At 45.5% G+C, this 24,807-nt stretch carries 24 protein-coding genes; 15 read left to right on the forward strand and 9 right to left on the reverse strand.

The window, feature by feature from the left end; genetic code table 11:
• The first annotated feature begins 192 nt into the window (after positions 1-192).
• The 6 genes from AC0QUU_RS05740 to AC0QUU_RS05765 all read left to right on the forward strand — a co-directional run bounded on the left by AC0QUU_RS05740 (position 193) and on the right by AC0QUU_RS05765 (position 9,470).
• Positions 193-1,014: a zinc dependent phospholipase C family protein gene (locus AC0QUU_RS05740; RefSeq protein WP_474545115.1), complete on the forward strand. Its 822-nt coding sequence runs from the start codon at positions 193-195 to the stop codon at positions 1,012-1,014.
• Positions 1,015-1,113: 99 nt separating this feature from the next.
• On the forward strand, positions 1,114-2,364 hold the full coding sequence (locus AC0QUU_RS05745; protein WP_474545117.1) for an MFS transporter: 1,251 nt from the start codon (positions 1,114-1,116) through the stop codon (positions 2,362-2,364).
• Between the two features lie 144 nt (positions 2,365-2,508).
• On the forward strand, positions 2,509-3,213 hold the full coding sequence (locus AC0QUU_RS05750; protein WP_474545118.1) for an ABC transporter ATP-binding protein: 705 nt from the start codon (positions 2,509-2,511) through the stop codon (positions 3,211-3,213).
• 8 nt (positions 3,214-3,221) lie between these two features.
• Positions 3,222-6,350 carry an ABC transporter permease gene (locus AC0QUU_RS05755; RefSeq protein WP_474545527.1) on the forward strand — a complete coding sequence of 1,043 codons (3,129 nt, stop codon included), beginning with the start codon at positions 3,222-3,224 and terminating at the stop codon, positions 6,348-6,350.
• 222 nt (positions 6,351-6,572) lie between these two features.
• Positions 6,573-6,887, forward strand: a complete 315-nt coding sequence (locus AC0QUU_RS05760; RefSeq protein WP_474545120.1) for a metal-sensing transcriptional repressor — start codon at positions 6,573-6,575, stop codon at positions 6,885-6,887.
• 36 nt (positions 6,888-6,923) lie between these two features.
• Positions 6,924-9,470: a heavy metal translocating P-type ATPase gene (locus AC0QUU_RS05765; protein WP_474545122.1), complete on the forward strand. Its 2,547-nt coding sequence runs from the start codon at positions 6,924-6,926 to the stop codon at positions 9,468-9,470.
• 163 nt (positions 9,471-9,633) lie between these two features.
• On the opposite strand, the gene AC0QUU_RS05770 is transcribed toward AC0QUU_RS05765, so the two are convergent.
• The 6 genes from AC0QUU_RS05770 to AC0QUU_RS05795 all read right to left on the reverse strand — a co-directional run bounded on the left by AC0QUU_RS05770 (position 9,634) and on the right by AC0QUU_RS05795 (position 14,433).
• Positions 9,634-10,434 carry a hypothetical protein gene (locus AC0QUU_RS05770; protein ID WP_474545124.1) on the reverse strand — a complete coding sequence of 267 codons (801 nt, stop codon included), beginning with the start codon at positions 10,432-10,434 and terminating at the stop codon, positions 9,634-9,636.
• On the reverse strand, positions 10,428-11,126 hold the full coding sequence (locus AC0QUU_RS05775; RefSeq protein WP_474545126.1) for an ABC transporter ATP-binding protein: 699 nt from the start codon (positions 11,124-11,126) through the stop codon (positions 10,428-10,430). The genes AC0QUU_RS05770 and AC0QUU_RS05775 overlap by 7 nt, the downstream gene beginning before the upstream one ends.
• On the reverse strand, positions 11,110-11,493 hold the full coding sequence (locus AC0QUU_RS05780) for a GntR family transcriptional regulator (RefSeq protein ID WP_474545128.1): 384 nt from the start codon (positions 11,491-11,493) through the stop codon (positions 11,110-11,112). The genes AC0QUU_RS05775 and AC0QUU_RS05780 overlap by 17 nt, the downstream gene beginning before the upstream one ends.
• 145 nt (positions 11,494-11,638) lie before the next feature.
• Positions 11,639-12,544 (reverse strand): deoxyribonuclease IV, encoded by a 906-nt coding sequence (locus AC0QUU_RS05785; protein WP_474545130.1) that lies wholly within the window; start codon positions 12,542-12,544, stop codon positions 11,639-11,641.
• 183 nt (positions 12,545-12,727) lie between these two features.
• Positions 12,728-13,687 (reverse strand): anti-sigma-I factor RsgI family protein, encoded by a 960-nt coding sequence (locus AC0QUU_RS05790; RefSeq protein ID WP_474545132.1) that lies wholly within the window; start codon positions 13,685-13,687, stop codon positions 12,728-12,730.
• A 35-nt stretch (positions 13,688-13,722) separates the two neighbouring features.
• Positions 13,723-14,433 carry a sigma factor gene (locus AC0QUU_RS05795; protein ID WP_474545134.1) on the reverse strand — a complete coding sequence of 237 codons (711 nt, stop codon included), beginning with the start codon at positions 14,431-14,433 and terminating at the stop codon, positions 13,723-13,725.
• Between the two features lie 289 nt (positions 14,434-14,722).
• Between AC0QUU_RS05795 and AC0QUU_RS05800 the strand changes: the two genes are divergently transcribed.
• The 4 genes from AC0QUU_RS05800 (at position 14,723) to AC0QUU_RS05815 (ending at position 18,591) form a co-directional block, all read left to right on the forward strand.
• Positions 14,723-15,742, forward strand: a complete 1,020-nt coding sequence (locus AC0QUU_RS05800; RefSeq protein ID WP_474545135.1) for an anti-sigma-I factor RsgI family protein — start codon at positions 14,723-14,725, stop codon at positions 15,740-15,742.
• Positions 15,699-16,427 carry a polyphosphate polymerase domain-containing protein gene (locus AC0QUU_RS05805; protein ID WP_474545137.1) on the forward strand — a complete coding sequence of 243 codons (729 nt, stop codon included), beginning with the start codon at positions 15,699-15,701 and terminating at the stop codon, positions 16,425-16,427. Before AC0QUU_RS05800 ends, AC0QUU_RS05805 begins: the two co-directional genes overlap by 44 nt.
• A 68-nt stretch (positions 16,428-16,495) precedes the next feature.
• Positions 16,496-17,167, forward strand: coding sequence for a DUF4956 domain-containing protein (locus AC0QUU_RS05810; protein WP_474545138.1), 672 nt, complete (start codon positions 16,496-16,498; stop codon positions 17,165-17,167).
• A 5-nt stretch (positions 17,168-17,172) separates the two neighbouring features.
• The gene (locus AC0QUU_RS05815; RefSeq protein WP_474545139.1) at positions 17,173-18,591 is read left to right on the forward strand and encodes a CotH kinase family protein; all 1,419 of its coding nucleotides are present in this window, start codon (positions 17,173-17,175) and stop codon (positions 18,589-18,591) included.
• A gap of 55 nt (positions 18,592-18,646) precedes the next feature.
• Here AC0QUU_RS05815 and AC0QUU_RS05820 read toward each other — a convergent pair whose 3' ends face one another.
• Both AC0QUU_RS05820 and AC0QUU_RS05825 read right to left on the reverse strand, forming a co-directional pair.
• Positions 18,647-19,165 (reverse strand): peptidylprolyl isomerase, encoded by a 519-nt coding sequence (locus tag AC0QUU_RS05820; RefSeq protein WP_474545141.1) that lies wholly within the window; start codon positions 19,163-19,165, stop codon positions 18,647-18,649.
• Positions 19,166-19,309: 144 nt separating this feature from the next.
• Positions 19,310-19,762 carry a Crp/Fnr family transcriptional regulator gene (locus tag AC0QUU_RS05825; protein ID WP_474545143.1) on the reverse strand — a complete coding sequence of 151 codons (453 nt, stop codon included), beginning with the start codon at positions 19,760-19,762 and terminating at the stop codon, positions 19,310-19,312.
• A gap of 245 nt (positions 19,763-20,007) precedes the next feature.
• Here AC0QUU_RS05825 and AC0QUU_RS05830 point away from each other — a divergent pair, with 245 nt between their 5' ends.
• From AC0QUU_RS05830 to AC0QUU_RS05840, 3 genes are all read left to right on the forward strand, one after another.
• Positions 20,008-21,123 carry an ABC transporter ATP-binding protein gene (locus tag AC0QUU_RS05830; RefSeq protein WP_474545145.1) on the forward strand — a complete coding sequence of 372 codons (1,116 nt, stop codon included), beginning with the start codon at positions 20,008-20,010 and terminating at the stop codon, positions 21,121-21,123.
• A gap of 146 nt (positions 21,124-21,269) precedes the next feature.
• Positions 21,270-22,175, forward strand: a complete 906-nt coding sequence (locus AC0QUU_RS05835) for a PucR family transcriptional regulator (protein ID WP_474545528.1) — start codon at positions 21,270-21,272, stop codon at positions 22,173-22,175.
• 3 nt (positions 22,176-22,178) lie between these two features.
• Positions 22,179-22,679 (forward strand): hypothetical protein, encoded by a 501-nt coding sequence (locus AC0QUU_RS05840; RefSeq protein WP_474545148.1) that lies wholly within the window; start codon positions 22,179-22,181, stop codon positions 22,677-22,679.
• Positions 22,680-22,765: 86 nt separating this feature from the next.
• Here AC0QUU_RS05840 and AC0QUU_RS05845 read toward each other — a convergent pair whose 3' ends face one another.
• A complete protein-coding gene (locus AC0QUU_RS05845; protein ID WP_474545150.1) occupies positions 22,766-23,251 on the reverse strand; it encodes a DUF5721 family protein in 486 nt (161 codons plus the stop codon).
• Positions 23,252-23,535: 284 nt separating this feature from the next.
• On the opposite strand from AC0QUU_RS05845, the gene AC0QUU_RS05850 reads away from it, so the two are divergent.
• Entirely contained in the window at positions 23,536-24,291 is a 756-nt protein-coding gene (locus AC0QUU_RS05850) for a GDSL-type esterase/lipase family protein (RefSeq protein WP_474545152.1), read from the forward strand.
• On the forward strand, positions 24,288-24,773 hold the full coding sequence (locus AC0QUU_RS05855; RefSeq protein WP_474545154.1) for a DUF4358 domain-containing protein: 486 nt from the start codon (positions 24,288-24,290) through the stop codon (positions 24,771-24,773). The genes AC0QUU_RS05850 and AC0QUU_RS05855 overlap by 4 nt, the downstream gene beginning before the upstream one ends.
• The last annotated feature ends 34 nt before the right edge of the window (positions 24,774-24,807 follow it).

The following is a 24,807-nucleotide window of genomic DNA, read 5'->3' on the forward strand; positions in this document are numbered from 1 at the left end:
ATATCGAAGTTTCGTGAAAACTGGATTTTTTACAGCAGATATGTGATAATATGTAACGGACAGTTCAGCCATAATACAGGCGGCGGTGTATATGTGCAAAAAGCGGCATACCCGCGTCATGCATGTCAGTACGGCTTCGCGGACAGCATTGGCTGAATGTCTGTGATAATGCTACGGAAAAGAGGAGTATATATGCCTACAACATATGCACATTATAAATTTGGAAAAGAGGTAATCAGCGCTCTGCCGAGACCTCTTCAGAATTCGATAGAGAAAAACAGGGAGCTTTTTGATATGGGACTGCACGGACCGGATCTGTTATTCTACTACAGACCGGCCATAAAAAACGCGGTTAATAAGCAGGGCTATGAGCTGCACGACAAAATGGCAGATATTTTTTTGGAAAACGCAGTTAAGGTCATTGAAAATTCAGAAAATCCCGGAGCTGCGAGAGCATACATCTACGGGGTTATCTGTCATTTTTCACTTGACAGCGAATGCCATCCGTATATTGAAAAAATGATTCAGACAAGCGGTATCAGTCATTCAGAGATTGAGATGGAGTTTGACCGTCTTTTGATGAAAGAAGACTATATCAATCCGGTGCGTTATCTGTCAACCGGCCATATCCATCCCAGCATAGAAAACGGGGAGGTAATTGCCCCGTTTTATGAGGATCTTACGCCCCAGATTATAGAAAAATGCATGAAATCCATGATTTTTTATCACAAAGTACTGCTGGCTCCGGGAAAGACAAAAAGAAAGCTGCTTTTCGGCGGCATGAAATTGATCGGCGCCTACGACGGCATGCACGGTATGGTAATGAGTCTTGAGCCGAATCCGCAGTGCAGAGACTACTGCCGGCTTCTTAAGCGTCTGTTTGCCGGGGCTGTTCCTCTGGCAGCAGGGCTGATTATCCAGTATCAGAAAAAACTTTTCCAGGGCGGCGAGCTGCCCTCCCGATTCCACAGAACATTCGGCGCGGGAGAAAAATGGGAAGAACTTCGCCTGTAGATATACCGGTGAAACGGCAGATCCAGAAGAAAGCACGGAAGACAGAAGTGACAGAAACAAAATAAGAACATCAAAGAAAAGGAAAGAGAGAGCAATAATATGAAATTTAAGCTGACTTCACTGGAAAAGAAATGGGTGCTCTATGATGTGGGAAATTCAGCGTTCACTATGATGGTATCGACCATATTTCCCATCTATTTTAACGCTCTTGCAGAGGGGGCGGGGATATCGGATGTGGATTATCTCGCGTACTGGGGATATGCGACCTCGGTCTGTACTCTGATTGTGGCAATACTGGGCCCCACACTGGGGGCAATTGCCGATACGAAGAATTTTAAGAAAATTGTATTTTCCATTTCCATGGGGATCGGAGTCTTTGGCTGTATCCTGCTGGGATTTCTGTCTTCGTGGATCTGGTTCCTTGGTGTATTTGTACTTGCGAAAACCGGTTATTCAGCCAGCCTGATTTTTTATGACGCCATGCTGACTGACGTGACGGAGCCTGAGAGAATGGATTCTGTTTCCTCTCACGGATACGCCTGGGGATATATCGGAAGCTGTATTCCGTTTATTGCGTGTCTGGGTATTGTTCTGGGAGCAGGCAGCCTTGGAATCGGTACGCAGACTTCCATGATACTGGCTTTTGTTATTACGGCACTCTGGTGGCTGTGTTCATCCATTCCTCTGCTGCGCTCTTACCGTCAGAAATACTTTTCTGATGCTGACGGCCATGTAGTGAGGAACAGTTTCAAACGGCTTGGCAGAACTTTTATTGAACTGACGAAAGAAAAACATATTTTTATTTTTCTGCTTGCGTTTTTCTTTTATATCGACGGAGTCTATACAGTAATTGATATGGCGACCGCCTACGGACAGGCTCTGGGTCTGGATAGTACAGGGCTTCTGCTGGCATTGCTGGTAACACAGATTGTTGCTTTCCCCTGTGTTCTGATTTTCAGCAGACTTGTGAAGAAGATAAAGCCTGAAGCGATTATCACCATATGTATTGCGGCGTATTTCTGTATTGCCGTTTATGCATACTGGCTGGATACACAATTTGATTTCTGGCTTCTGGCAGTACTTGTCGGTATGTTCCAGGGGACAATTCAGGCATTGTCCCGCTCTTATTTTGCAAAGATTATTCCGGCGGAAAAATCGGGAGAATTTTTCGGAATTTATGATATATGCGGGAAAGGAGCATCTGTTATCGGAACAGCGCTGGTTTCTGTATTGAGTCAGATGACAGGAAGTATTAACATCGGCGTAAGCGCGTTATCCGTGATGTTTCTCATCGGGCTTGTGTTATTCCGGTATTCGGCGAAGCTTAATGCAGGGCGGCAGACACAGTAAAAAGTGTGCATATAAATATGAAATTAATCTGAAATCAGACATATTGGTAAAAATTCATGTTATAATTAAACAGGAAACCAATAAAGCGGGTACATGGTATCCGCTTTCTCTGTATCAGATTACTTTTCAGGAGAATGCAAATAAATGGATGAATTTGTAAAACTGCAGAACATTACAAAAATATACAAAATGGGAGAAGTGGAGATCCGTGCGGCAGACGGAATCAGTTTTTATGTCAGGAAAGGAGAGTTTGTCGTTATTGTCGGACCCAGCGGCGCGGGAAAAACGACGGTGCTGAATATTCTTGGCGGCATGGATACCGCTACAGAGGGAACGCTTCTTGTGGACGGACAGAATATTACGGAATATACTGGCAGACAGCTTACGGGATACCGACGTGAGGACATCGGATTTGTCTTTCAGTTTTATAATCTGGTGCCGAATCTGACCGCTCTTGAAAATGTGGAGCTTGCTCTCCAGATCTGCCGGGATCCCCTGGATGCCCGCAAGGTGCTGGAAGAAGTAGGACTGGGCGACCGGCTGAATAATTTCCCTGCACAGCTGTCCGGAGGAGAGCAGCAGAGAGTGTCTATCGCGAGAGCGCTTGCAAAGAATCCGAAGCTCCTGCTCTGCGATGAACCGACGGGAGCGCTCGATTATAATACCGGCAAGTCGATTTTAAAGCTTCTTCAGAATATGTGCAGGGAGCGGGGAATGACGGTGATTGTAATTACACACAACCAGGCTATCGCGCCCATGGCGGACCGGCTGATACACATTAAAAACGGGCGGGTTTCACGGATGGAGACTAATGAGCGCCCGATGTCAATTGATGAGATAGAATGGTAGGGAAACAGATGAAGAAGAAAGCGTTGAGAAAAGATTTTTATATGGAAATCCGGCGCAGTATAGGGCGGTTTCTGTCTATATTTTTTATCGTGGCTATCGGCTGCGCTTTCTTTTCGGGCATTCGTTCTTCCGAACCGGATATGCGCTATTCCGGTGATGCCTATTTTGACAGTAAAAATCTGATGGATATCCAGGTTATAAGCACGATGGGACTTACAGCCGATGACCTGACGGCCATAGAAAATGTAGACGGGATTGAAAAGGCAGAGGGCGGATATTCTGTGGACGTACTCTGTACAGAGGGAGAGAACAAAATCGTTGTGCACGTTATGTCCATGCTGCCGTCTATGAATGAAGTACAGCTGGAACAGGGACGCCTTCCGGAAAAGGAAAATGAATGTGCGATAGATGTGGATTATCTGGAAGAGGGAAAACTGGAGGTCGGAGATTCCATCACTTTTTCAAGCGGCAGCGATGATGAGATTACCGACACGCTTAAGACGGATACATATACGATTGTAGGAGCAGTGAGCAGTCCCTGCTATATTTCATTTCAGAGAGGAAGCGCCACAATCGGAAACGGCAGTGTGGCCGCATTTGCCGTAGTGCCGGAAGAAAGTTTTTCTCTGGATGTTTATACGGAAATATACGCACAGGTTGACGGGGCTAAGGAACTGACTGCATTTACAGACGCCTATGACAACCGGGTAGCGGAAGTGCTGGATCGGGTAGAGAGCATTAAAGAAGAGCGGCAGCGGGCCCGTTATGATGAAATCGTGGACGAGGCAGACAGAACTCTCGCAGACGCGAAGCAGGAAGTGGCAGACGCGGAGCAGGAACTGGAAGACGGCAAAGCAGAGGCTGAAGCAGAACTTGCGGACGCAAGGCAGCAGCTTGAAGACGCGCAGGCAGAAGTGGACAGCGGAAAGGCGCAGCTGGAATCATCCAGAGATCAGCTGGAATCTTCCAGACAGCAGCTCATAGACGGCCAGGAAGAACTGGACCGGGGAGAAGAAGAGCTGAACGCAAATATTGATACACTCAATGAACAGATTGATGCGCTCAATAATGCAAAGGAACAGTACAATGCTCTTGCGGCCGGCGGACAGACGGATGAGATGACTCTTGCAGCGATGAATGCCCTTTATGAAGAAATTCAGAGGGGAGAAGAGGCCGTCAGTCAGGCAAACGTTCAGATTGAGGCCGCGAAGACCCGGCTGGAATCTTCACAGGAGGAGATTAACAACGGCTGGGCAGAGATTGAATCCGGGGAGCAGGAACTGGCGGATGCGGAGGCGGAGCTGGCAGACGCAGAGCAGGAAATCTCTGACGGCTGGGATGAGTATTATGAAGGGGAAACAAAAGCCCGGCAGGAAATCGCGGACGGAGAGCAGAAAATCGAAGACGCAAAACAGGAGCTGACGGATGCGGAACAGGAAATTCAGGATCTGGAAGAACCGGAATGGCTTGTATACGACCGGTCCAATCTGCCGGAATACAGCGGATATGGAGAAAATGCGGACCGGATGAGAGCTATCGGCGAGGTTTTCCCGGCGATTTTCTTTCTTGTGGCGGCGCTGATCAGTCTGACCACTATGACAAGAATGGTGGAAGAGCAGAGGACACAGATCGGAACCCTTAAGGCCCTGGGATATGAACGGCATTCTATAGCAGGAAAATATCTTGGCTACGCTTTACTGGCGACGGTTACGGGAAGCCTGTTGGGTGTTCTGTTCGGTGAGAAAGTATTCCCATATATTATTATTAACGCATATGGAATTATGTTTCAGCATATGAATGAACTCCGGCTTCCTTATAATCTGCTCTATGGAGTAGGAGCCGCTGCCGCCGCCCTGGCAAGTACCCTTCTGGCCACAGTGCTTTCCTGCTATCAGGAGCTGAAGGAACAGGCGGCGGAACTGATGCGTCCGCCTGCGCCGAAACAGGGGCAGAGAGTGCTGCTTGAGCGGGCAGGTTTTATCTGGAAGCGGCTTAACTTTTCCTGGAAAGCCAGCGTGAGGAATCTGGTCAGATATAAAAAGAGGCTGTTTATGACAATCTTTGGTATCGGCGGTTGCATGGCTCTTATGCTGGTAGGTTTCGGGCTGAAAGATTCCATCTTTGCTATTGTGGACATTCAGTACGGCGAGATTCAGCTTTATGACGGTAATATTATTATGGAGAGCGGCGCCACAGAAGAGGAGCGGAATCAGATTGAATCAGAACTTGAGAAGGACAGCGGGACAGCCGGCCTGACAGAAGGACTGCTGACACAGGTGACGGTAGGAAACGGCAGTCAGTGGTATGATGTATATCTGGATGTTCCGGCAGATGTAGAAGAATTTGAGGATTTTGTTGTTTTAAAAGACAGAGTTACAGATGAGAGATATTCTCTTGACGGCAGCGGCGCTGTTATTACGGAAAAGATGGCCGGTGAGCTGGATGTAAAGGCCGGAGACAGTATAACGATACGTGACGAAGACAAAGGAGATCTGACGGTTAAGATTTCGGCAGTCTGCGAGAACTATCTGGGCCATTACCTCTATATGACTCCGGAAGTTTATGAAGCAGTATATGGAGAAAATCCGGACTACAATTCGATTTTTTATAAGACGGCAGACCGTACTACGGAAGAAGCGGAGCGGATCGGAGAAGAAGCGCTGGCCCTGCCCGGTGCATTAAGTATCAGTTATACCACGGATATGCGGGAACAGGTGGATAACATGCTGGGAGCGCTGGATACGGTTATTGTTGTATTGATTATATCAGCGGGTATGCTGGCGTTTGTGGTACTTTACAATCTGAACAATATTAACATTACAGAAAGGCAGAGAGAGCTTGCGACTCTGAAAGTTCTCGGATTTTATAACAGCGAGGTATCCATGTATGTGTACCGGGAAAATATTCTGCTTACGCTTTTCGGAGCGGTTTTCGGCATTATTCTGGGAAAGATTCTGCACCGGTTTATTATAGTCACGGTAGAAGTGGAGTCTGTAATGTTCGGACGCAATATTGATCTGAGCAGTTTTATATATGGATTTGCGCTTACATTTCTGTTCTCGCTTCTTGTAAACGGAGCGATGTATTTTAAACTGAAGAAGATTGACATGGTAGAATCCCTGAAGAGTGTGGAGTAATCTGCAGCGGCGGGAAAACGACAGACAGAAAACAGCGGACTGACAGGACGGAAACAGTTTTTACAAATTGTTTCTGTCCTGTTTTTTATATAAAAATTTATGCAAAAAGACTTGAAATATACCCTGATGGGGTATATACTTACAGAGTAGATATATACCCCCAGGGGGTTATAATAGAATGAATTTACACAAAGAAGAAAATACTGTAAAAGGAGTGAACTTATGGCAGAAGAAAAGAAAGTCTGTCCGGAGTGCACCCATAAAACAAAGGAGCGCTCAGACAAAGAATACAAAGATCTGATTAACCGGTTAAGCCGTATTGAAGGCCAGGTAAGGGGAATCCGGAAAATGGTTGAGAATAATGCTTACTGTACTGACATACTGATTCAGGTGTCTGCGGTAAACGCGGCGCTGAACAGTTTTAATAAGGTCCTTCTTGCGAATCATATCAGAACCTGCGTCGCGGATGATATCCGCGCGGGGAAAGAAGAGACCGTTGACGAGCTTGTGGCAACGCTGCAGAAGCTGATGAAATAAGGCGAAGATACCGGAAAAGACTGGAGGAGTGAAATTATGGAACAATATAACGTGACAGGTATGAGCTGTGCCGCCTGCAGCGCCCGTGTGGAAAAGGCTGTTTCCAAAGTGCCGGGAGTTACATCCTGCTCGGTCAGCCTTCTGACAAATTCCATGGGCGTGGAGGGAAGCGCCTCGCCTGCGGATATTATTGCGGCAGTAGAGGAGGCCGGGTACGGCGCATCCCGGAAAGGCGCCGGAACGGCAGGGAAAGGTACAGCAGCAGCCGGATCTGCCGGATCATCCATAGCGGCCGCCGGGGATTCGTTAAAAGACAGAGAGACGCCTGTGTTGAAAAAGAGACTGATCGCATCTCTCTGCTTCCTGATTCCGCTGATGTATTTTTCAATGGGACATATGATGTGGAACTGGCCGGTCCCTTCCTTTATGGAAAATAACCATGTGGCAATGGGGATTTTGCAGCTTCTGCTTACCGGCGTTGTTATGGTGATTAATCAGAAATTTTTTATCAGCGGTTTCCGGGGCCTGATCCACAGGGCGCCGAACATGGATACGCTGGTTGCTCTGGGAGCGGGGGCATCCTTTGTATGGAGCACCTATGCTCTTTTTGCCATGACAGACGCGCAGATGCGGGGAGATATGGAAGGCGTTATGTCCTACATGCATGAGTTTTATTTTGAGTCGGCGGCCATGATCCTGACGCTGATTACCGTGGGAAAAATGCTTGAAGCCAGATCAAAGGGAAAAACAACAGACGCTCTGAAGAGTCTGATGAAGCTTGCTCCGAAAACAGCCCGTGTCCTGAGAAATGGCGCGGAAGAAGAAGTAGGAATTGATCAGGTAAGGAAAGGTGATATATTTGTAGTAAGGCCGGGAGAAAATATACCGGTGGATGGTATCGTGCTGGAGGGAAACAGTGCGGTAAATGAGTCCGCGCTGACCGGCGAGAGTATTCCGGTGGACAAAAAAGAAGGCGATCAGGTATCGGCAGCTACGCTGAATCATTCCGGTTTTATTAAATGTGAGGCAACCCGGGTCGGTGAAGATACTACCCTGTCCCAGATTATTCAGATGGTAAGCGACGCGGCGGCAACGAAAGCGCCTATTGCAAAAGTAGCGGACCGTGTGTCCGGCGTTTTTGTCCCGGCCGTAATCGGAATTGCCATTGTTACAATTCTTGTATGGCTGGCAGCAGGCCAGACCCTTGGCTTTGCCCTGGCACGGGGGATATCCGTTCTTGTAATCAGCTGTCCCTGTGCTCTGGGACTGGCAACGCCTGTGGCAATTATGGTGGGTAACGGTGTCGGCGCGAAAAACGGAATTATGTTTAAAACCGCCGTTTCACTGGAAGAAACCGGAAAGACGCAGATTGTAGCTCTCGATAAAACAGGAACAATTACAAGCGGGGAACCCCGGGTAACGGATCTCATTCCGGCGGCAGGAGTGACAGAAGAGGAGCTCCTTTCCAGCGCCTATGCGCTGGAAAAGAAAAGCGAGCATCCGCTTGCCCATGCGATTCTCATGCTTGCGGAAGAAAAGCAGATCAGTGCAGAGCTGGAGACCACAGATTTCCATGCGGTTCCCGGAAACGGACTGACCGGAAAAATGGGAACAGACATGCTGGCCGGCGGCAACCTGAAATTTATCAGTAAAAATGCCCAGGTTCCTGACGAGACAAAAGCGCTGGCGGAAACACTTGCAAATTCCGGAAAAACTCCGCTGTTTTTCAGCAGAAACGGCAAGCTGACCGGTGTGATTGCAGTAGCCGACGTAATTAAGGAAGACAGCCCGAAAGCAGTAAAAGAGCTTCAGAACATGGGAATTCATGTAGTTATGCTGACCGGGGACAATGAGCGCACGGCAAATGCCATTGGAAAGCAGGCCGGAGTGGATGAAGTTATTGCCGGCGTTCTTCCCGAGGGAAAGGAAAGCGTGATCCGCCGCCTGAAGAAAAAAGGAAAAGTAGCCATGGTAGGAGACGGCATCAACGATGCGCCGGCACTGACAAGAGCAGATATGGGAATTGCCATCGGAGCCGGAACCGATATTGCCATTGACGCTGCGGATGTGGTGCTGATGAAGAGCAGACTTACCGACGTGCCTGCAGCGATCCGCATGAGCCGGGCCACCCTGCGGAATATCCACGAAAATCTGTTTTGGGCATTTTTCTACAATGTAATCGGAATTCCCCTTGCGGCGGGAGTATGGATTCCCCTTTTCGGACTTCAGTTAAATCCCATGTTCGGAGCGGCGGCGATGAGTTTGTCAAGCTTCTGCGTGGTGACAAATGCACTGCGTCTCAACTGGTTTAAATTGTATGACGCAGGCAGAGATAAAAAAATCAAATCAAAAAGAAAACAGGAGGAAACAACAATGGAAAAAACAATGAAAATCGAAGGAATGATGTGCGGACACTGTGAGGCGAGAGTAAAGAAGGCGCTGGAAGCCCTTCCGGAAGTAGACCGGGCGGACGTCAGCCATGAGAAAGGGACCGCCGTGTTAACGCTTAATGCCCAGGTGGCGGATGAGTTGCTTAAAAAAACGGTAGAAGACCAGGATTATAAAGTGATGGATATTCAGTAAATCAGATCGGAAATAGTTGATTTGACGCATTGCTGAAAAATACCGGGATACATTACAAAAAGAAGTTTTTGCCTGTATCCCGGTATTTTGTATTTGTTATTCGGCAGATTCCCGGAGCTGCCCGGAAGAGGCAAAACAGAAACTCTGCCGATAATTCCGTATTTTATATCAGATTGATTTTTCGCTTCATAATATAATTTGTTACCATGTATTCGATAACAGCCAGAATTATCGAGAGTATTCCGGTTATCAGATAAAGTATGTCAGTATAGCGCCCCATATTGAAGCTGTATGAATCAGCAAACATCTGTGGCCTGATAAGTCCGGTTATAAGCAGCAGCGAAGTGGTAAGGATCTGTACGCCAAAACCTGCCAGAAAATAAAAGGCAATAGCAAGCAGTACCCGGTGTTCCTGAAAAAGCTGTCCCAGAGCTATGCAGAAATAAATCTGTACAATAGAAGTAAAAGTAAAAATGACTGTAAATAGAAAAAGTTTTAATGCATAGGAACCTAAAGTAATCCCTAATACTTTTTCCATGTCCGGAGCTATCTGCCGGTAGGCATCTGCTACATTTGATCCCGTTACAAGAACCAGTATGCCTGCCGCAATAATAATAATGTCTGCTGCCGCAATAAGATAGCCGGAGAGAAATTTCGCAAGAAGGTGAGTTGACGGGGCCGCAGGAAGCGTCCAGGACAGATAGCCTTCTTTGCTGAACAGATTCCGGTAAAAGCGGAGTGCAATGAGCAGACTGGTTGTCAGTGTCATTGCCGTCAACAGGAAAATAAATAAAACGACAATCAGAGTTAAAGGGGTTATGAGCAGCCTGGATGGGGCACTGAAATCAAGCGGATTCATAACCAGCAGCCGCAGGATAATACAGATAAACAGGTAAATGCCGTGTACAAGAAGAAAAATTCTGGCAGCATTTTTTAAGTCATATTTGATAAGTTTTCCTAGCATCTGAATACCTCCCGAAACAAACTGTCAACAGATTTTCCATATTTTGTCCGTACTTCATCTACAGCCTCATTGAGTACAAGGTGTCCGGCTTTCAGAAAAAGTACATGATCCAGCACATTTTCGATATCAGATATAAGGTGAGTGGAAATTAGTATTGTTGCATTTTCGCTGTAATTTGTCAGGATAGTACGGAGAATATAATCCCGCACAGCCGGATCTACCCCTCCGATGGGCTCATCCAGCACATAGAGCTGTGCGTCCCGGCTCATTACAAGAATAAGCTGCACCTTTTCTTTTGTACCTTTTGAAAGAGCGCTGAATCTGGAATGCCGGTCGATTTCCAGTGCGTCAAGCATCTTTTTTGCCCGTTCCATGCTGAAATCACTGTAGAAGTCAGAATAAAGAGTCAGTGCGTCTTTTACACGTATCTGGCTGGGAAGACAGTCCCGGTCAGGCAGATATGAAACGATCTTTTTGGATTCCACTCCGGGCGCACAGCCGTTTACCGCGATCTGTCCGTCAGAAGGCACCAGCAGGCCGTTTATAAGTTTGATAAGAGTCGTTTTGCCGCTTCCATTCGGGCCAAGCAGCCCTATAATCTGTCCCCGTTCCAGTGTAAAGCTCAGATCCGAGAGAGCAAAAAAATTTCCGTATCTCTTTGTCAGCCGCTGACATTCAAGTATTGCTTTCATGATCTTCCCCCTTTATCGTTTCCTGTATGATATTCAAAGTCTCATCGTCACTGAAGCCAAGCTGCCTCATTTTGTGGAAAAAATCACGGATATGGTCGGCGGCCAGGCTGCGTTTCAGCTCCTTAAGCATTCCTGCGTCCTCAGTGATAAAACGTCCGCTTGTTCTCTGGGAGTATACAAGTCCGCTGCGTTCCAGTTCCGAGAGCGCTTTCTGCATTGTATTTGGATTGACAGCTGCGTCCAGGGCAAGATCGCGGACAGAAGGAATCTTTTCGCCCGGTTTGTAAACACCGGAGACAATGTCCTGTTGGATGCGTTCCATCAGCTGGAGATAAATGGGGCGTTCATTATCCAAATCCCAAGGCATTGAATCACTTCTTTCTATATATTTATTAAACTGTATTACATCTATAATACAATAATATGATGAAAGTAAAAAACTGTCAAGTGGAAACAATGATTAAAAAAGTCTTTTACTGATATATGGGCAAAAATATATCCGGACTTTATGTTTATGATTCGTTATCCCGGATGATATCTTCCTTCATGTGAGGATTAAACGTTCCTTTTCTGAGCATGTCGATTTCATATTTATAAGGCGCGTAAGATTTTTTCGGCAGAGTCGGAGAAGGAATATACGGCGACTCAAGGATTTTCGGAATGGTCCGGAAATCCGGATGGTGTACAATATAGTTCAGCGCGTCAAATCCAATGTGTCCGAATCCTGTATTTTCATGCCGGTCCTTCTGAGCGCCGGGAGCATTTTTACTGTCATTAATATGAAAAACCGCGATCTGATCTTTCCCGAGTATCCGGTCAAATTCCTCCATCGTCTCATCAAAGTGATGAATAATGTCATATCCGCTGTCACTGGTATGGCATGTGTCAAAGCAGACTCTGAGTTTATCGTTATATTTTACCCCGTCATAAATGCGGGCCAGTTCTTCAAAGGAACGTCCGATTTCAGATCCTTTTCCCGCCATAGTTTCCAGAGCAATAAAGCAGTCAGTATCCGTGGTGAGAACTTCATTCAGTCCCCGGATGATCTGTGCGGTTCCGGCTTCTGTTCCGGCTCCCACATGGGCTCCGGGATGAAGGATAAGGACATGGCTTCTGCAGGCTGTTGTCCGCTCAATCTCCTTTGCCAGAAATTCCACGGCAAGTGTAAAAGTCTCAGATTTTACTGTATTGCCCAGATTAATAATATACGGCGCATGGACAATAATTTCGTCAATTCCGTGTTCTTTCATGTATTCCCAGGCAGGAGCAATGTTAAGCTCGCTGATTTCTTTGCGCCGTGTATTCTGCGGCGCCCCGGTATAAAACATAAATGTATCTGCTCCGTAGGACACAGCTTCTTTCGCAGAGCCTAAAAGCATATCTTTTCCGCTCATGCTGACATGTGAACCGATTTTCATAGATGATCTCCTTTTCTTATCAACAAAATATTTTACATTATAAAATGGAAACAGGTATTTCTCAAGATATAAAGGGAATAAAGGGGTCCGGATCAGAATAAAAATCAGAGCAGAGAGCCTGATATGGTCAGGCTCATCTGCTCTGAGGTCTGAAAAGAGATCTGTGTTTTGTTTTACCGGAATTCAGTCGTCATCATCATCGTTGTCATAAGAACTACCGTTGTCACCGTCATCTGTATCGCTGTAAGAACTGTTTCCGCTGCTGTCATAAGGACTGTCATTATGGCTGTTTCCGCTGCTGGAACTATTACTGCTGCTGTTATAGGAGCTGTTGCCGCTGTCATATCCGGAATCGTTCTGAGCCGGCGCGGCCGGCGAAGAAGATGACGGTGCAGAAGGTGCTGATGGCGCGGAGTAGTCGGTTATCCCGTCGTCGTCATTGCTGTCATATCCGGAATCTGTCGGTTCTGCTTCATCCGCTGCCTGAGGAACCGGTATGGTAACTGTCTGTGCTTCGTCAAGAACTTCTTTTGTCTCTTCCTCTTCCTGCGGCTGAAGAGAACCGATTACGATTTCTATTGTAATATTCTGTTCCTGAAGATATCTGTTCAGCTCATTCAGTATTTCATTTTCTATTCTGTCGGCCCATTCGCTGCTGCGGGCGTCTACAGAAACAGCGATCTGGCCGCCTTCAGTAAGATAGTTCTGTTCTATGGCAAGATCTGCCAGTTCATCTACAACGGTTTCCTTATCTTTCCCTTTATAGTTGTAACCTTGCAGGAGCGCGTCGCCGTCAGCGTTTTCTCCTTCAATTTCCAGGACGCGTCCGGAACGGCTCAGAGAGATTTCTACTTCCGGGTTGATCTGCATATGTATACTTCCGTATTCTGTATATACATACTGATATTCATATATGCCGAAAACGCACAGAGCTACACAGGCCGCCAGGCTTGCAGCCAGCCGGATTATTGTGCTTTTCCGTTTCTTTTTGTCCCGTGGATAGATCAGCGGAATAACTTTATCTGTGATATCTCCGACAGCATATCCGGAATTTGCCACTTTAATAAAACGTCCGCTGTTGTCCAGGACAACTGCATAAGCACTATGTGCTTCAACTACCATATAAGTTGCTTTTCTTTCCATTTTCAGCTCCGTTTCTGCTATGTATCAGGTTTGCTTTAGAGATGGTACAGGTGTCCGCGTATGATTTCATAGCCGTTAGTAAAGGCAAGCAGAACAGCTACAAGATATTTCCTGTGTCGTTCGATGGTTTTTTTATCTGTTCCGGAAATTTCAGAAAGCGCCGCTATGGGAAGCTTTTTCGTGCGAAGCAGATCATCAAGCAGCGAGGTGTTTTCCCGGGCTGCGGTCAGTACCCGTCTGCAGGCCTGCAAAGTACGATCCTGCCGGGGACAGTTGTCTGCCACGTCAGAGAACGAAATGCCGAATTCAAGAAGCTGCTTTTCAAATTCCTGAATTTCTTCTCTGGCCGCGCTTCGGTGATGATTTTTTTCTATTTCATTCTCGGGGTGCTCTAAATGATCGATTTTCAGAGTTTCGCTGTCTTCCTCCTGAACAGGTTCATGGAGAGAAGTTACATTTGCATGTTTTTTTTCTTTGCGGTAATAGTCGATGAGCCGATTACGGATTCCTCTTGAAGCATAGGCGAGAAATGCACCTCTGTTTTTTTCATATCCGAGAATCGCCTCATAAAAGGCCAGCAGAACAATACTGAGTTCTTCATCCTGTCCCTCTATGGGAGCGCGGTGAAGATATTTTGCTGTCTCAGCACGTAAAAAGCCCATATACTGGCGGATAAGACTGTCAGCCGCGTCAGGATCGGTCTTTGCCGCGTATACCTGTTCCACAAGTTCATGGCCACCGTTCATTGAAATTTCCCTCCTGTAAGAAGTATACGAAACCGTGGAATTATTTTTCGGGGTCTGAAACCAGAAAATTGCAAAATCAGTATATTCCTGAAATATTAAATCAATGTTAGATATAGGTAAAATGATTGTAAACATGAAGACAGGGACGGTGAATCTACATTATAATACAAAAAACCGGAAATAAAAAAATAAAAAAAATTTCTTCTGACCCCGTTTTCCGGATTTTGCTTCCGTATTCTACATCAAAAGCTGAAACAAAATTCAGAAGAAAAAAAGGAGTGAATGAATTATGACAAAGAAAAAATTAATGGCGACACTGGCAGCAGTATTATCTCTTTCTCTTTGCGGAGGAATTTTCACAGGATGTGGAAGCAGAGAGACAACAGCGGCACCATCCGGTTTAGGAACGGAGACTCAGCAGGAAAAGCAGGGCGGTGTAATTTCAATTAAAGTGAATCCGGAGATCGCGGTGCATTACGATGACCAGGGAATGGTAACAGGAATTGAAGCCCGCAATGATGACGGCGAAAAAATAATAGCCGATTATACGGGATTCGAAGGAAAGGAATGCCGGGTTGTGATTGGCGATCTGGTAGCCGCAATTAATAAGGCAGGATATTTTGTAGAAGAAACAGACGGAAAAACAAATCAGATTACTCTGGAAATCGAAGAAGGGTCAGTACTTCCGGAAGAGAATTTCCTGAATATGATTGTAGCGGAGATACAGAAATATACCAGCGCGGAGAAAATCAGCACACCGGTTACAGTTGACGGAGAGAGCACATACGGATGGAGCAGTTATGGTGATACAGATTACGGCCCGGATAATGACGGCGTAACGGACTATGATGATACGGATTATGGCACAACCGGCGACGGCGTAACGGATTATGATGACGCAAAGCCTGCAGGCACATCCGGAACCGGAAACAACAGCACTTCAAACAAGAACAGCAGCACTGATTACGGAAATACAAATTACGGCAATACAAATTATGGAAATACAAATTACGGCAATACGGATTATGGAACAAACAGCGATGGTGTGACCGATTATGATGACGGCGATTCCAATTACAGCAAAGGACAGACCACGACTACAAAACCGTCGGCTTCAACATCCAAGCCTGCAACAACTAAACCGTCGACATCCAAACCGTCAACTTCAACATCTTCCGGAGCGGCTCAGTCGGGCGATTCCGGCTACGATGACGGCAATTCAGGATATGACAGTGATTCCGGCTACGATGACGGCAACTCAGGATATGACAATGATTCCGGTTATGGTGATTCGGGCTATGATGATTGAGAAAAATCCCATTCATTTCCGGCATGAACTGAAACATCTTATTACTCCTGCAGAAGACAGGATTATATCAGAAAGGCTCGGCAGGCTGTTCCGGCGGGACAGTCATGCCGGCCCGGACGGGACATACCGGGTAAACAGTCTTTATTTTGATACTCCGGGAGACAAGGCGCTTCTTCAGAAGATTTCAGGCGTGGACCAAAGAGAAAAGTTCCGCATCCGGTATTACGGAACAGACAGGAGATTTCTCAGACTGGAGAAGAAAATAAAAAAAGGCGGGCTCTGTTCCAAACGAAGCGCCCGCCTTACATATGAACAGACAGAAAGTATATTAAACGGCAATATCCGTTTTCTGCTTGAGAGCGGTGACGCGCTTATGATTGAACTGTACAGTAAGATGAAGGGAGAGCTTCTGCAGCCCAGGACAATCGTGAGTTATGAGAGAGAAGCGTATATATTTACGCCGGGTAATGTACGGGTTACGCTGGACAGAAAGCTCAGTACCTGTACTTCCCCGGCAGTTTTTCTGAATTCAGCAGCCCATCGTCTTGAGCCGGAACCGGGCAGTACAATTCTTGAAGTTAAATATGATGCATTTCTTCCGGATATTGTACGCATGGCGGTACAGGTGCCGGACAGAAAAACAGGTGCATATTCAAAATATGCTGTCTGCAGACGGTATGACTGACGGCGGATTTTATTATCCGGAGAGCCGGAACGGTCTCTGCAAAATCAGACGGGAAAAAGGTGGATATTATGACATTTCAGGATATTTTTAAATCGGGTTTTTTAGAGAATACAAATGCAATTTCAATTTTCGATATGGCGGCAGCGCTAATCCTTTCCTTTGCGGTAGGGCTTTTCATATTTTATATATATAAAAAAAGTTACTGCGGACTGATGTATTCTGCAGCCTTCGGGGCAACGCTTGTGGCGCTGACATTAATTACGACTCTTCTTATCCTTGCGGTGACAAGCAATGTAGTGCTTTCGCTGGGCATGGTCGGCGCGCTCTCAATTGTACGTTTCAGAACGGCTATTAAAGAACCGATGGATATTGCGTTCCTTTTCTGGAGTATTGCGGCAGGGATTGTGCTGGCGGCAGGTTTTATACCGCTGGCTGTATTCGGAAGCGTATTTATCGGACTTGTCCTTTTGATTTTTTCCGGACGTAAAAATACAGAACGGCCGTATATTCTTGTGGTGCACTGTGAAACAGAAGAAAAAGAAAAGGAAGCGGAGTCATATATAAGTGAACAGGTGAAAGCGATGTCATTGAAAAGCAAGGCTGTTTCACCGGGATGTATTGAACTGAATTATGAGGTGCGCTTTAAAGAGGGAGAATCTGCTTTTGTTAACGCCCTGTCACAGATTGAAGGAGTCAGCAACGTGATTCTTGTCTCTTATAACGGGGATTATATGGGGTAACTGATATGCTGAAACACAGATATATTGACCGGATCTGTATCATTCTTACAGTTGCAGCATGTATCGGGGCGGCAGTATTTCTGATGGGGGAGAAGCTGGGAATTACTCCTCTGTCATCGGTTCCGGAATATTCTGTACGTCTGTTCGACGACAGTTACGTGCATCATATTGATCTGCGGGTTGAAAACTGGGAGCTGTTTCTCGAAGAAGCGCCGGAAGAAGAGTATATAGAATGCGACGCCAAGATTGACGGGGAGATTTTTTCTTCTGTCGGCCTGCGTGCGAAAGGGAACAATTCCCGCAGGCTTGTTGAAGAATACGGCCTGGACAGATACAGTCTGAAAATAGAGTTTGACCATTTTCAGGAAGGAAATACTTATTATGGACTTGATAAGATGTCTCTCGACTCATCTTTTCAGGATAATTCATATCTGAAAAATTACATCGCATATGATATGATGGAATTCATGGATGTGCCTTCACCTTTGTGCAGTTATGTATGGGTAACAGTGAATGGCGAAGACTGGGGGCTGTTTCTGGCAATAGAGGAACCGGAGGAAGCATTTGCGCGCCGGAACTTCGGAGCAGACTACGGGAAGCTGTATAAGCCTGACTACCGCTCGCTGGAAGCGGAGAATAATGATGTGGCGCTGAAATATACGACGGATAATCCGGAAGATTACGATAATATTTTCCGCCATGCAAAATTTGAGATCAGCGAAACAGATCAGCGGCGTCTGATCCGTTCCTTGAAAATTCTTGCAGAGTCCGAAGGGAATGAAGTGGAGTCAGCCGTTAATGTAGACGAAGTTCTGCGGTATTTTACAGTGCAGGTGTTTGTAGTTAATCTCGACAGTTATCTGGGACATACCGGGCATAATTATTTTCTGTATGAAGAAGACGGTATTATCAGCATTCTCCCGTGGGATTATAATCTGGCGTATGCCACCTATTCCCTGGGGATGCCGGACCCTGTTAATGATGCTGAACTCTATGTTAATTATCCGATAGATACTCCTGCTTCCGGTGAGGTTATGCTGAATCGTCCTCTTTATCATAATCTGATGAAGACGGAAGAGTACTTTGCGCGGTATCATGAATATTTTGACGAGCTGCTCAGCGGATATTTTGAAAACAGACATTTTGAGACAAAAGTGGCAGAAATTACGAAAATGATAGCTCCCTATGTGAAAAAAGATCCTACCGCCTTCTGTTCTTATGAAGATTATCTCACCGGGGTGGAGACATTTACATCATTCTGTCTTCTGAGAGCGGAAAGTGTAAGAGGACAGCTTGAGGGAGAAATACCCTCGACAATAGCCGGTCAGGAAGAGGATGTGGTAAACCGGGTAGATGCATCGGAAATATGGCTGCCTGATATGGGAGAAATAGAAGATTTAAAAGATACAGAGAATCAGAAGTAAAAAAGATCAGCCGGCAGAATACCTGCCCTGCTGATCTTTTTCCCCATTTTGAATTTCAGAATGTTTCCGGTTCTGCATATTCTTCGCCAAAAGTTTCTACAGTTACGGATTTCATTTTCTGATCTTCCAGAGGACGATCTCTGAAGTCTGTAGCCGTACAGGCGATTTTATCTACCACGTCCATTCCCTCGATGATTTTTCCGAATGCGGCATAAGCTCCGTCAAGATGAGGAGACTTTTCGTGCATGATAAAGAACTGGCTTCCTGCGGAATTCGGATCCATTGCCCGGGCCATAGAAAGAACCCCCGGATCGTGCGCGAGGTTATTCGGGAAACCGTTCTGAGAGAACTCTCCTTTGATTGCGTATCCCGGGCCTCCCATACCGGTTCCGTCCGGACATCCGCCCTGGATCATAAAGCCGCGGATCACGCGATGGAAGATCAGTCCGTCGTAAAATCCCTTATTTACCAATGAGATAAAATTTCTTACCGTGTTTGGCGCGATTTCCGGATACAGCTCTGCTTTCATGATATCGCCGTTTTCCATTTCAAATGTAACAACTGGGTTTGCCATAATGATATTCCTTTCTTTCTAAAGTAATATTCAAACACAGCTATTGTAACGAATTTCTCTTTGCGAGTCAATCATCAGGCGTTCCGGATTCCGCCGCATTTGAAATTCCGTTACATATTCTGTCGCAGGAAAGATTAAACCCGTTTATCGGCTGGCCGCGGCTTTGTTTTTATACAGCATGGTTTTAATCTCCCAGTGCCTTTTCAGCGCGGCGGTTAAGAGATGATTGTATGTATACATTAATGCCGGTTCGTTTTCAATGAATTTTATCGCAGTGTCTACAGGGAATGTAAGCAGGCGGCATTTTGTCAGCGCGACAATCGATATTGACGAGCATGTGCCGATTTCAAAAGTAGTCATGGCAGGATCCCCCGGCTGAAATCCAAAACAGTCTGTAACGTCGTTCCCGTCCAGATCAATAAAAAAGCCGCGTAATATTCCGGTTATCAGAAAAGAAATTTCTTTCTGTTCTTCTCCCTCCCGTAAAACAAAGTCACCCCGGTTTAAACGTTTTTCTTCCGCTGCATCTGCAAGCTTACAAAGCAGCGTCTGATCGGAAATTCCAAGTGTTTTTTTAAGAAAATCTTCTGATGTCAAATTTTTTCCTCCCGAATTTTTAAGTTTATATTTCATTATATAAAAAATCAGACTGCTATGCATTATCGCGTGATAATGCACAGCGGCAAATTTTGTGAAATTACTGTAATGTAGGGCAGTATGGTCGAAATGTACATTATTATTCTCCTTTTTTAGTTACTCATGACATTGTCCGTGCCTGTGTCAGGGATTATACTAATACCAGATTAAACGAAAACAATTATTTTTAAGGAGGCTACATAAAAATGGCAAGTTTATCACTGCAGGGCATTCAGAAAATTTATCCGAACGGATTTCACGCTGTAAAAGATTTTAATCTTGAGATTGAAGACAAAGAGTTTATTATCTTTGTAGGACCGTCAGGATGCGGTAAATCAACAACTCTTCGTATGATAGCAGGTCTGGAGGATATTTCCGGAGGCACACTGAAAATTGACGGCAAGGTTATGAACGATGTAGAGCCGAAAGACCGTGATATCGCAATGGTATTCCAGAACTACGCTCTGTATCCGCATATGACTGTATATGATAATATGGCATTCGGGCTTAAACTTCGTAAAGTGCCCAAGGATGAGATTGATAAGAAGGTACGTGAGGCGGCCAGAATCCTTGATCTTGAGAAACTGCTTGACCGTAAACCGAAGGCTCTTTCCGGCGGACAGAGACAGCGTGTCGCTATGGGACGTGCAATTGTCCGTAATCCGAAAGTATTCCTTATGGACGAGCCTCTTTCCAACCTGGATGCAAAACTGAGAGTTCAGATGCGTATCGAGATTTCCAAGCTTCATGAAAACCTGGGCGCTACAATTATCTATGTAACACATGACCAGACAGAGGCTATGACTCTTGGTACAAGAATCGTTGTTATGAAAGACGGAGTTGTTCAGCAGGTAGATACACCGCAGAACCTTTATAATACACCATGCAATCTGTTTGTAGCAGGATTTATCGGATCTCCGCAGATGAACTTTATGGATGCTGTATGTAATGTGAACGCAAACAACGAAGTTACACTTACAGTTGGCGAGCATGTCCTGAAAGTGCCTGCTTCCAAGAAGAAAGCTCTGATTGAGGGCGGATATGACGGAAAGACAGTCGTTCTTGGAATCCGTCCGGAAGACGTACATGATTCAGAAGCATTTATCAGCAACTCTCCGGACAGCATTATTGAATCAACGATCAAGGTCTATGAGCTGCTTGGCGCAGAAGTATTCCTGTACTTTGATGTAGAGGGAACTCAGATGACCGCACGTGTTAATCCGCGTACAACACTGAGAACAGGTGACAAGGCTGTATTTGCTCTGGACATGGAGAAGATCCACGTATTCGATAAAGAAACAGAGTTGACGATTACAAATTAATGTTTTAAAATCTGGATAGCAGCTTAGCGGTTGCGAAGATGCTATTCGCTGCCGGCCGGTTTATCCGGACGACCGATTACCGCTGGTTATAAAAGGAGAGGCTGCACTTATAAGAGTGCAGCCTTTTATATATGGTGGAGAGTTTTATGGAGCATATACAGGAACTTGATAAAGCATTGAGTGAACTGAAACGTATTACCGGAATTACAATATCGGTAAAAACAGATACACCAGAGGAAACAGAACTGGCTCTTTCCCAGATTCGCTGCCTTTGTGCTGCTTATAAAGAAAAATATAATAAATCGGATTTTCTGAAAAGTCTGATGACAGAGGGAATTCCTTCCTATGATATTGGTGAGAGAGCTTTGCGCCTTCATATAACGCCGGATGAAAAGAGGGTTCTTTTTCTCCTTGAAGCAAAAACGGCAGATGATACACTGGTGGAGATACTGAAAAACCTGTTTCCGTCCCGCAGTAAAACGTATCTGGTTCCTATGAGCGGGAACACGATTGCCATACTGCGTCCGCTGAAATCCGGAGAAAACTCCAATTCCATGAAACAGATCGCGCGGACAATGGTTGATACACTGAATACAGAGGCTCTGACACATGTTCAGCTGTCATACAGCGGTGTTACGGACTCTCTGTCGGATCTTTCCGGCGCATACCGGGAGACAAGTCTGGCCCTGAAGGTAGGAAAATTGTTTTATTCTGAGCAGACGATTTTTCCCTATAATGAGCTGGGAATCGGGAGGCTGATCTATCAGCTCCCGGTATCTATCTGTGAAAACTTTCTGCGCGAGATTTTCGGAAAAGACATTCCTGAAGGTTTTGATGCCGAGACGACTGCGGCTGTTAACAGATTTTTTCAGAATAATCTTAATATTGCGGAAACATCCCGGCAGCTGCACATGCACCGGAATACCCTGATCTATCGTCTGGAGCAGATTCAGAAACGGACGGGACTTGATCTGCGTATTTTTGAAGACGCTATGACATTCAAGATTGCCACTATGGTAATGAATTATTTACATACAGAAAGGAATCAGTAAACAATGAATGACGCACTTTATGAACTGATCGTAGCACGTAAACCGAAGCCGTATGATCTGGTTATCCGTATTTTGGTAATCCTTCTGATTATAGCTGTCGCCATCGGCGGTATGCCGTTTATCGGTATGACGTCTTTCCTTTTGGCTGTGCTTATAGCTATTCTGGCTTATTATTTCATTTTTCCAAGACTGAGTGTGGAATATGAGTACACTCTGCTGAATCATGATATGCAGATTGATGTGATTTATAATAAAGCGAAAAGAAAATCTCTGATGAACATAGATATTCAGGGGGCGGAGATAATTGCTCCAAAGCAGTCTCCGCGGCTGAATTCCTATCATCCGTCAAAGATATATGATTATTCTTCCGGCAGTTCTCCGGCAAAAGTATTCGCCATTCACATGCCTTTGGATCAGAAAAATGTATGTATTTATATTGAGCCGGATTCAAAGATGATTGACCATATGAAACAGTGGATGGGATCTAAAATGTATCTTGATTAAAAATCAGGAATTGGTACGGGCAAAAAGCATTTTTTTAATAGCAGCTTTCTGCCTGTATCAATTCCGTTTTTTGATTTGTGATCATTTTATTGCAGTACAAACTCAATTTTTTTCTGTCTGAAAAATTTTTGTACCATTTCGTCCCACGCATGCTCCAGGGATTTATCCATTGTAAATGTTTTAAAGGACGTCCCTGTAATGCAGGACAGATATTTTCCGTCATACCGGATGTTAAGATAAAGACCTTGTACATCTTTTGCCTGCAGGGAGGGAGCATTCCGGGCAATCAGGCGTTCTGTATTTGAGGGCGACAGACTGAACACCAGATGAAAGCTCAGTGGAGTGCGTTTCCCCCTGATAATGGAAAAACAGTATTCTCTCAGATTTTCCCAGTATGAGTACTGAGGCGGTTCTTCTTCTGTATCAAAAAAGTCTTTCTGGATAAATCCATCGATTTTAAATGTATTAAATGTAACAATTTCTCCTTCGATAAAAGAAAAATGATCAAAAGTTTCTGACAGGAGAAGCTGGGCCATAAAGTTTTTAATGTCTGTCAGGTTCAGCGATATCATTCTGGAATCCTCCGTTTCTGTATTTAAACGCCTGCTTTCGTTCTGCCATGTGATGAAGTCCTGGCTGCTGAACAGAACTGAAATACAGCAGTCAGGTAAACTTCATATGCAGACCGTAACAATATGATACCATATGTCGGGGAAGAGAGAACAATTTCTTTTCAGAAAAGCTGATTTCGTGTATAATGAAAAAAGATATTGCAGTACAGAAGAAAACAGCTGCTGTCCGCAGAGGAAGTCTGCGCGGCGCCTGATATTTATAAGGATCGTAAAACTGATAGATTATGAAGAAAATGAAGCGAAGGACACAGAGAAATATTCTCATAGGAATTTGTATAGCAGCAGTGCTTCTGCTGATTATACTGCTGATCCGCGGCATTGGCCGGCTCACGGCAGGACATGCAGATACATCAGAGGGAATTGCGTATATAGAGAATGCGGAATCGGAAGATATTGCAGCAATAGAAGAAAAAATCAGCCGGCTGGAAGAACAGGACGGTACATCGGGACAGGACCGAAGTCTGAAAGAAAGGTTTTCGCAGGCAGTTGTACTGGGGGATTCTGTTGCTTCTGGCTTTTCAGAGTATAATATTCTGAATGCTTCCAGCGTTGTGGCAGATACGGGAGCCGGACTGGATCGGTATGACGGTCTGGTGGAACGGACAAAAGAATTGCATCCCCGGATTGTTTTCCTGGCGTTGGGGACGAATGATATTGCTGCCGCGGACGGAGATATTGATCAGTTTATAGAAAAATACGGCGGTTTCCTGGAAACCCTTCAGAACGAGATCCCCAATGCACATATCTTTGTGAATTCCGTTTTTCCTGCACAGGAGAAAGTTTACGAAGAAGAACCTGCTTTTGAGCAGGTACCGGAGTACAATGCCGCACTCGAACAGCTTTGCGACAGTCGGAGAGTCGGATTTATTGATAATACCGCCATTGTAGAAGATCAATATTATGAGGATGACGGGATCCACTTTAAGGAGTCCTTCTTTTCTGTATGGGCGGAAAATATGGCGGAGGTGGCTGCGCTATGAAACACGTCGGACAGTATGTGTTCACAGTAGCAAAATATGTTGTATTAATGCTGACTGCGGGATATATTGCTCTGCTGCTGCTGTTTGCCGGCGTGAGCAGAAAATCATTTGATGAGGTGAGCGCGGCCGTGAGCAGCGCGGTTGATACGAATAATCTTTCCGGACAGGACAGTCAGGCTCTTAAGCGGAATTTCGGACTGAACAGTTCGGAATATTCCGGGGTGCTTTATTATGCATCTGCATCCGGTATTTCTGCCGAAGAGGTGCTGCTTATTCAGGTCGCGGACAGCAGCCAGATCAGTCAGGTGACGGACGCTCTTGAGGAACATGTGGAAAGCCGTCAGCAGATATTTGAGGGATATGCGCCGGAGCAGGCGCGGCTTCTGGAAAGTGTCAGACAGAGTGTGAGGGGGAGCTATATCTTTTTTGCTGTCTCGGAGAATGCAGACCGGTATATGGAGGCGTTCGCAGGCAGTCTGTGACAGAGAACCGGAAGAACTCTGAAGACGGTCTGCA

The organism is Mediterraneibacter sp. HA8405 (assembly GCF_056148955.1).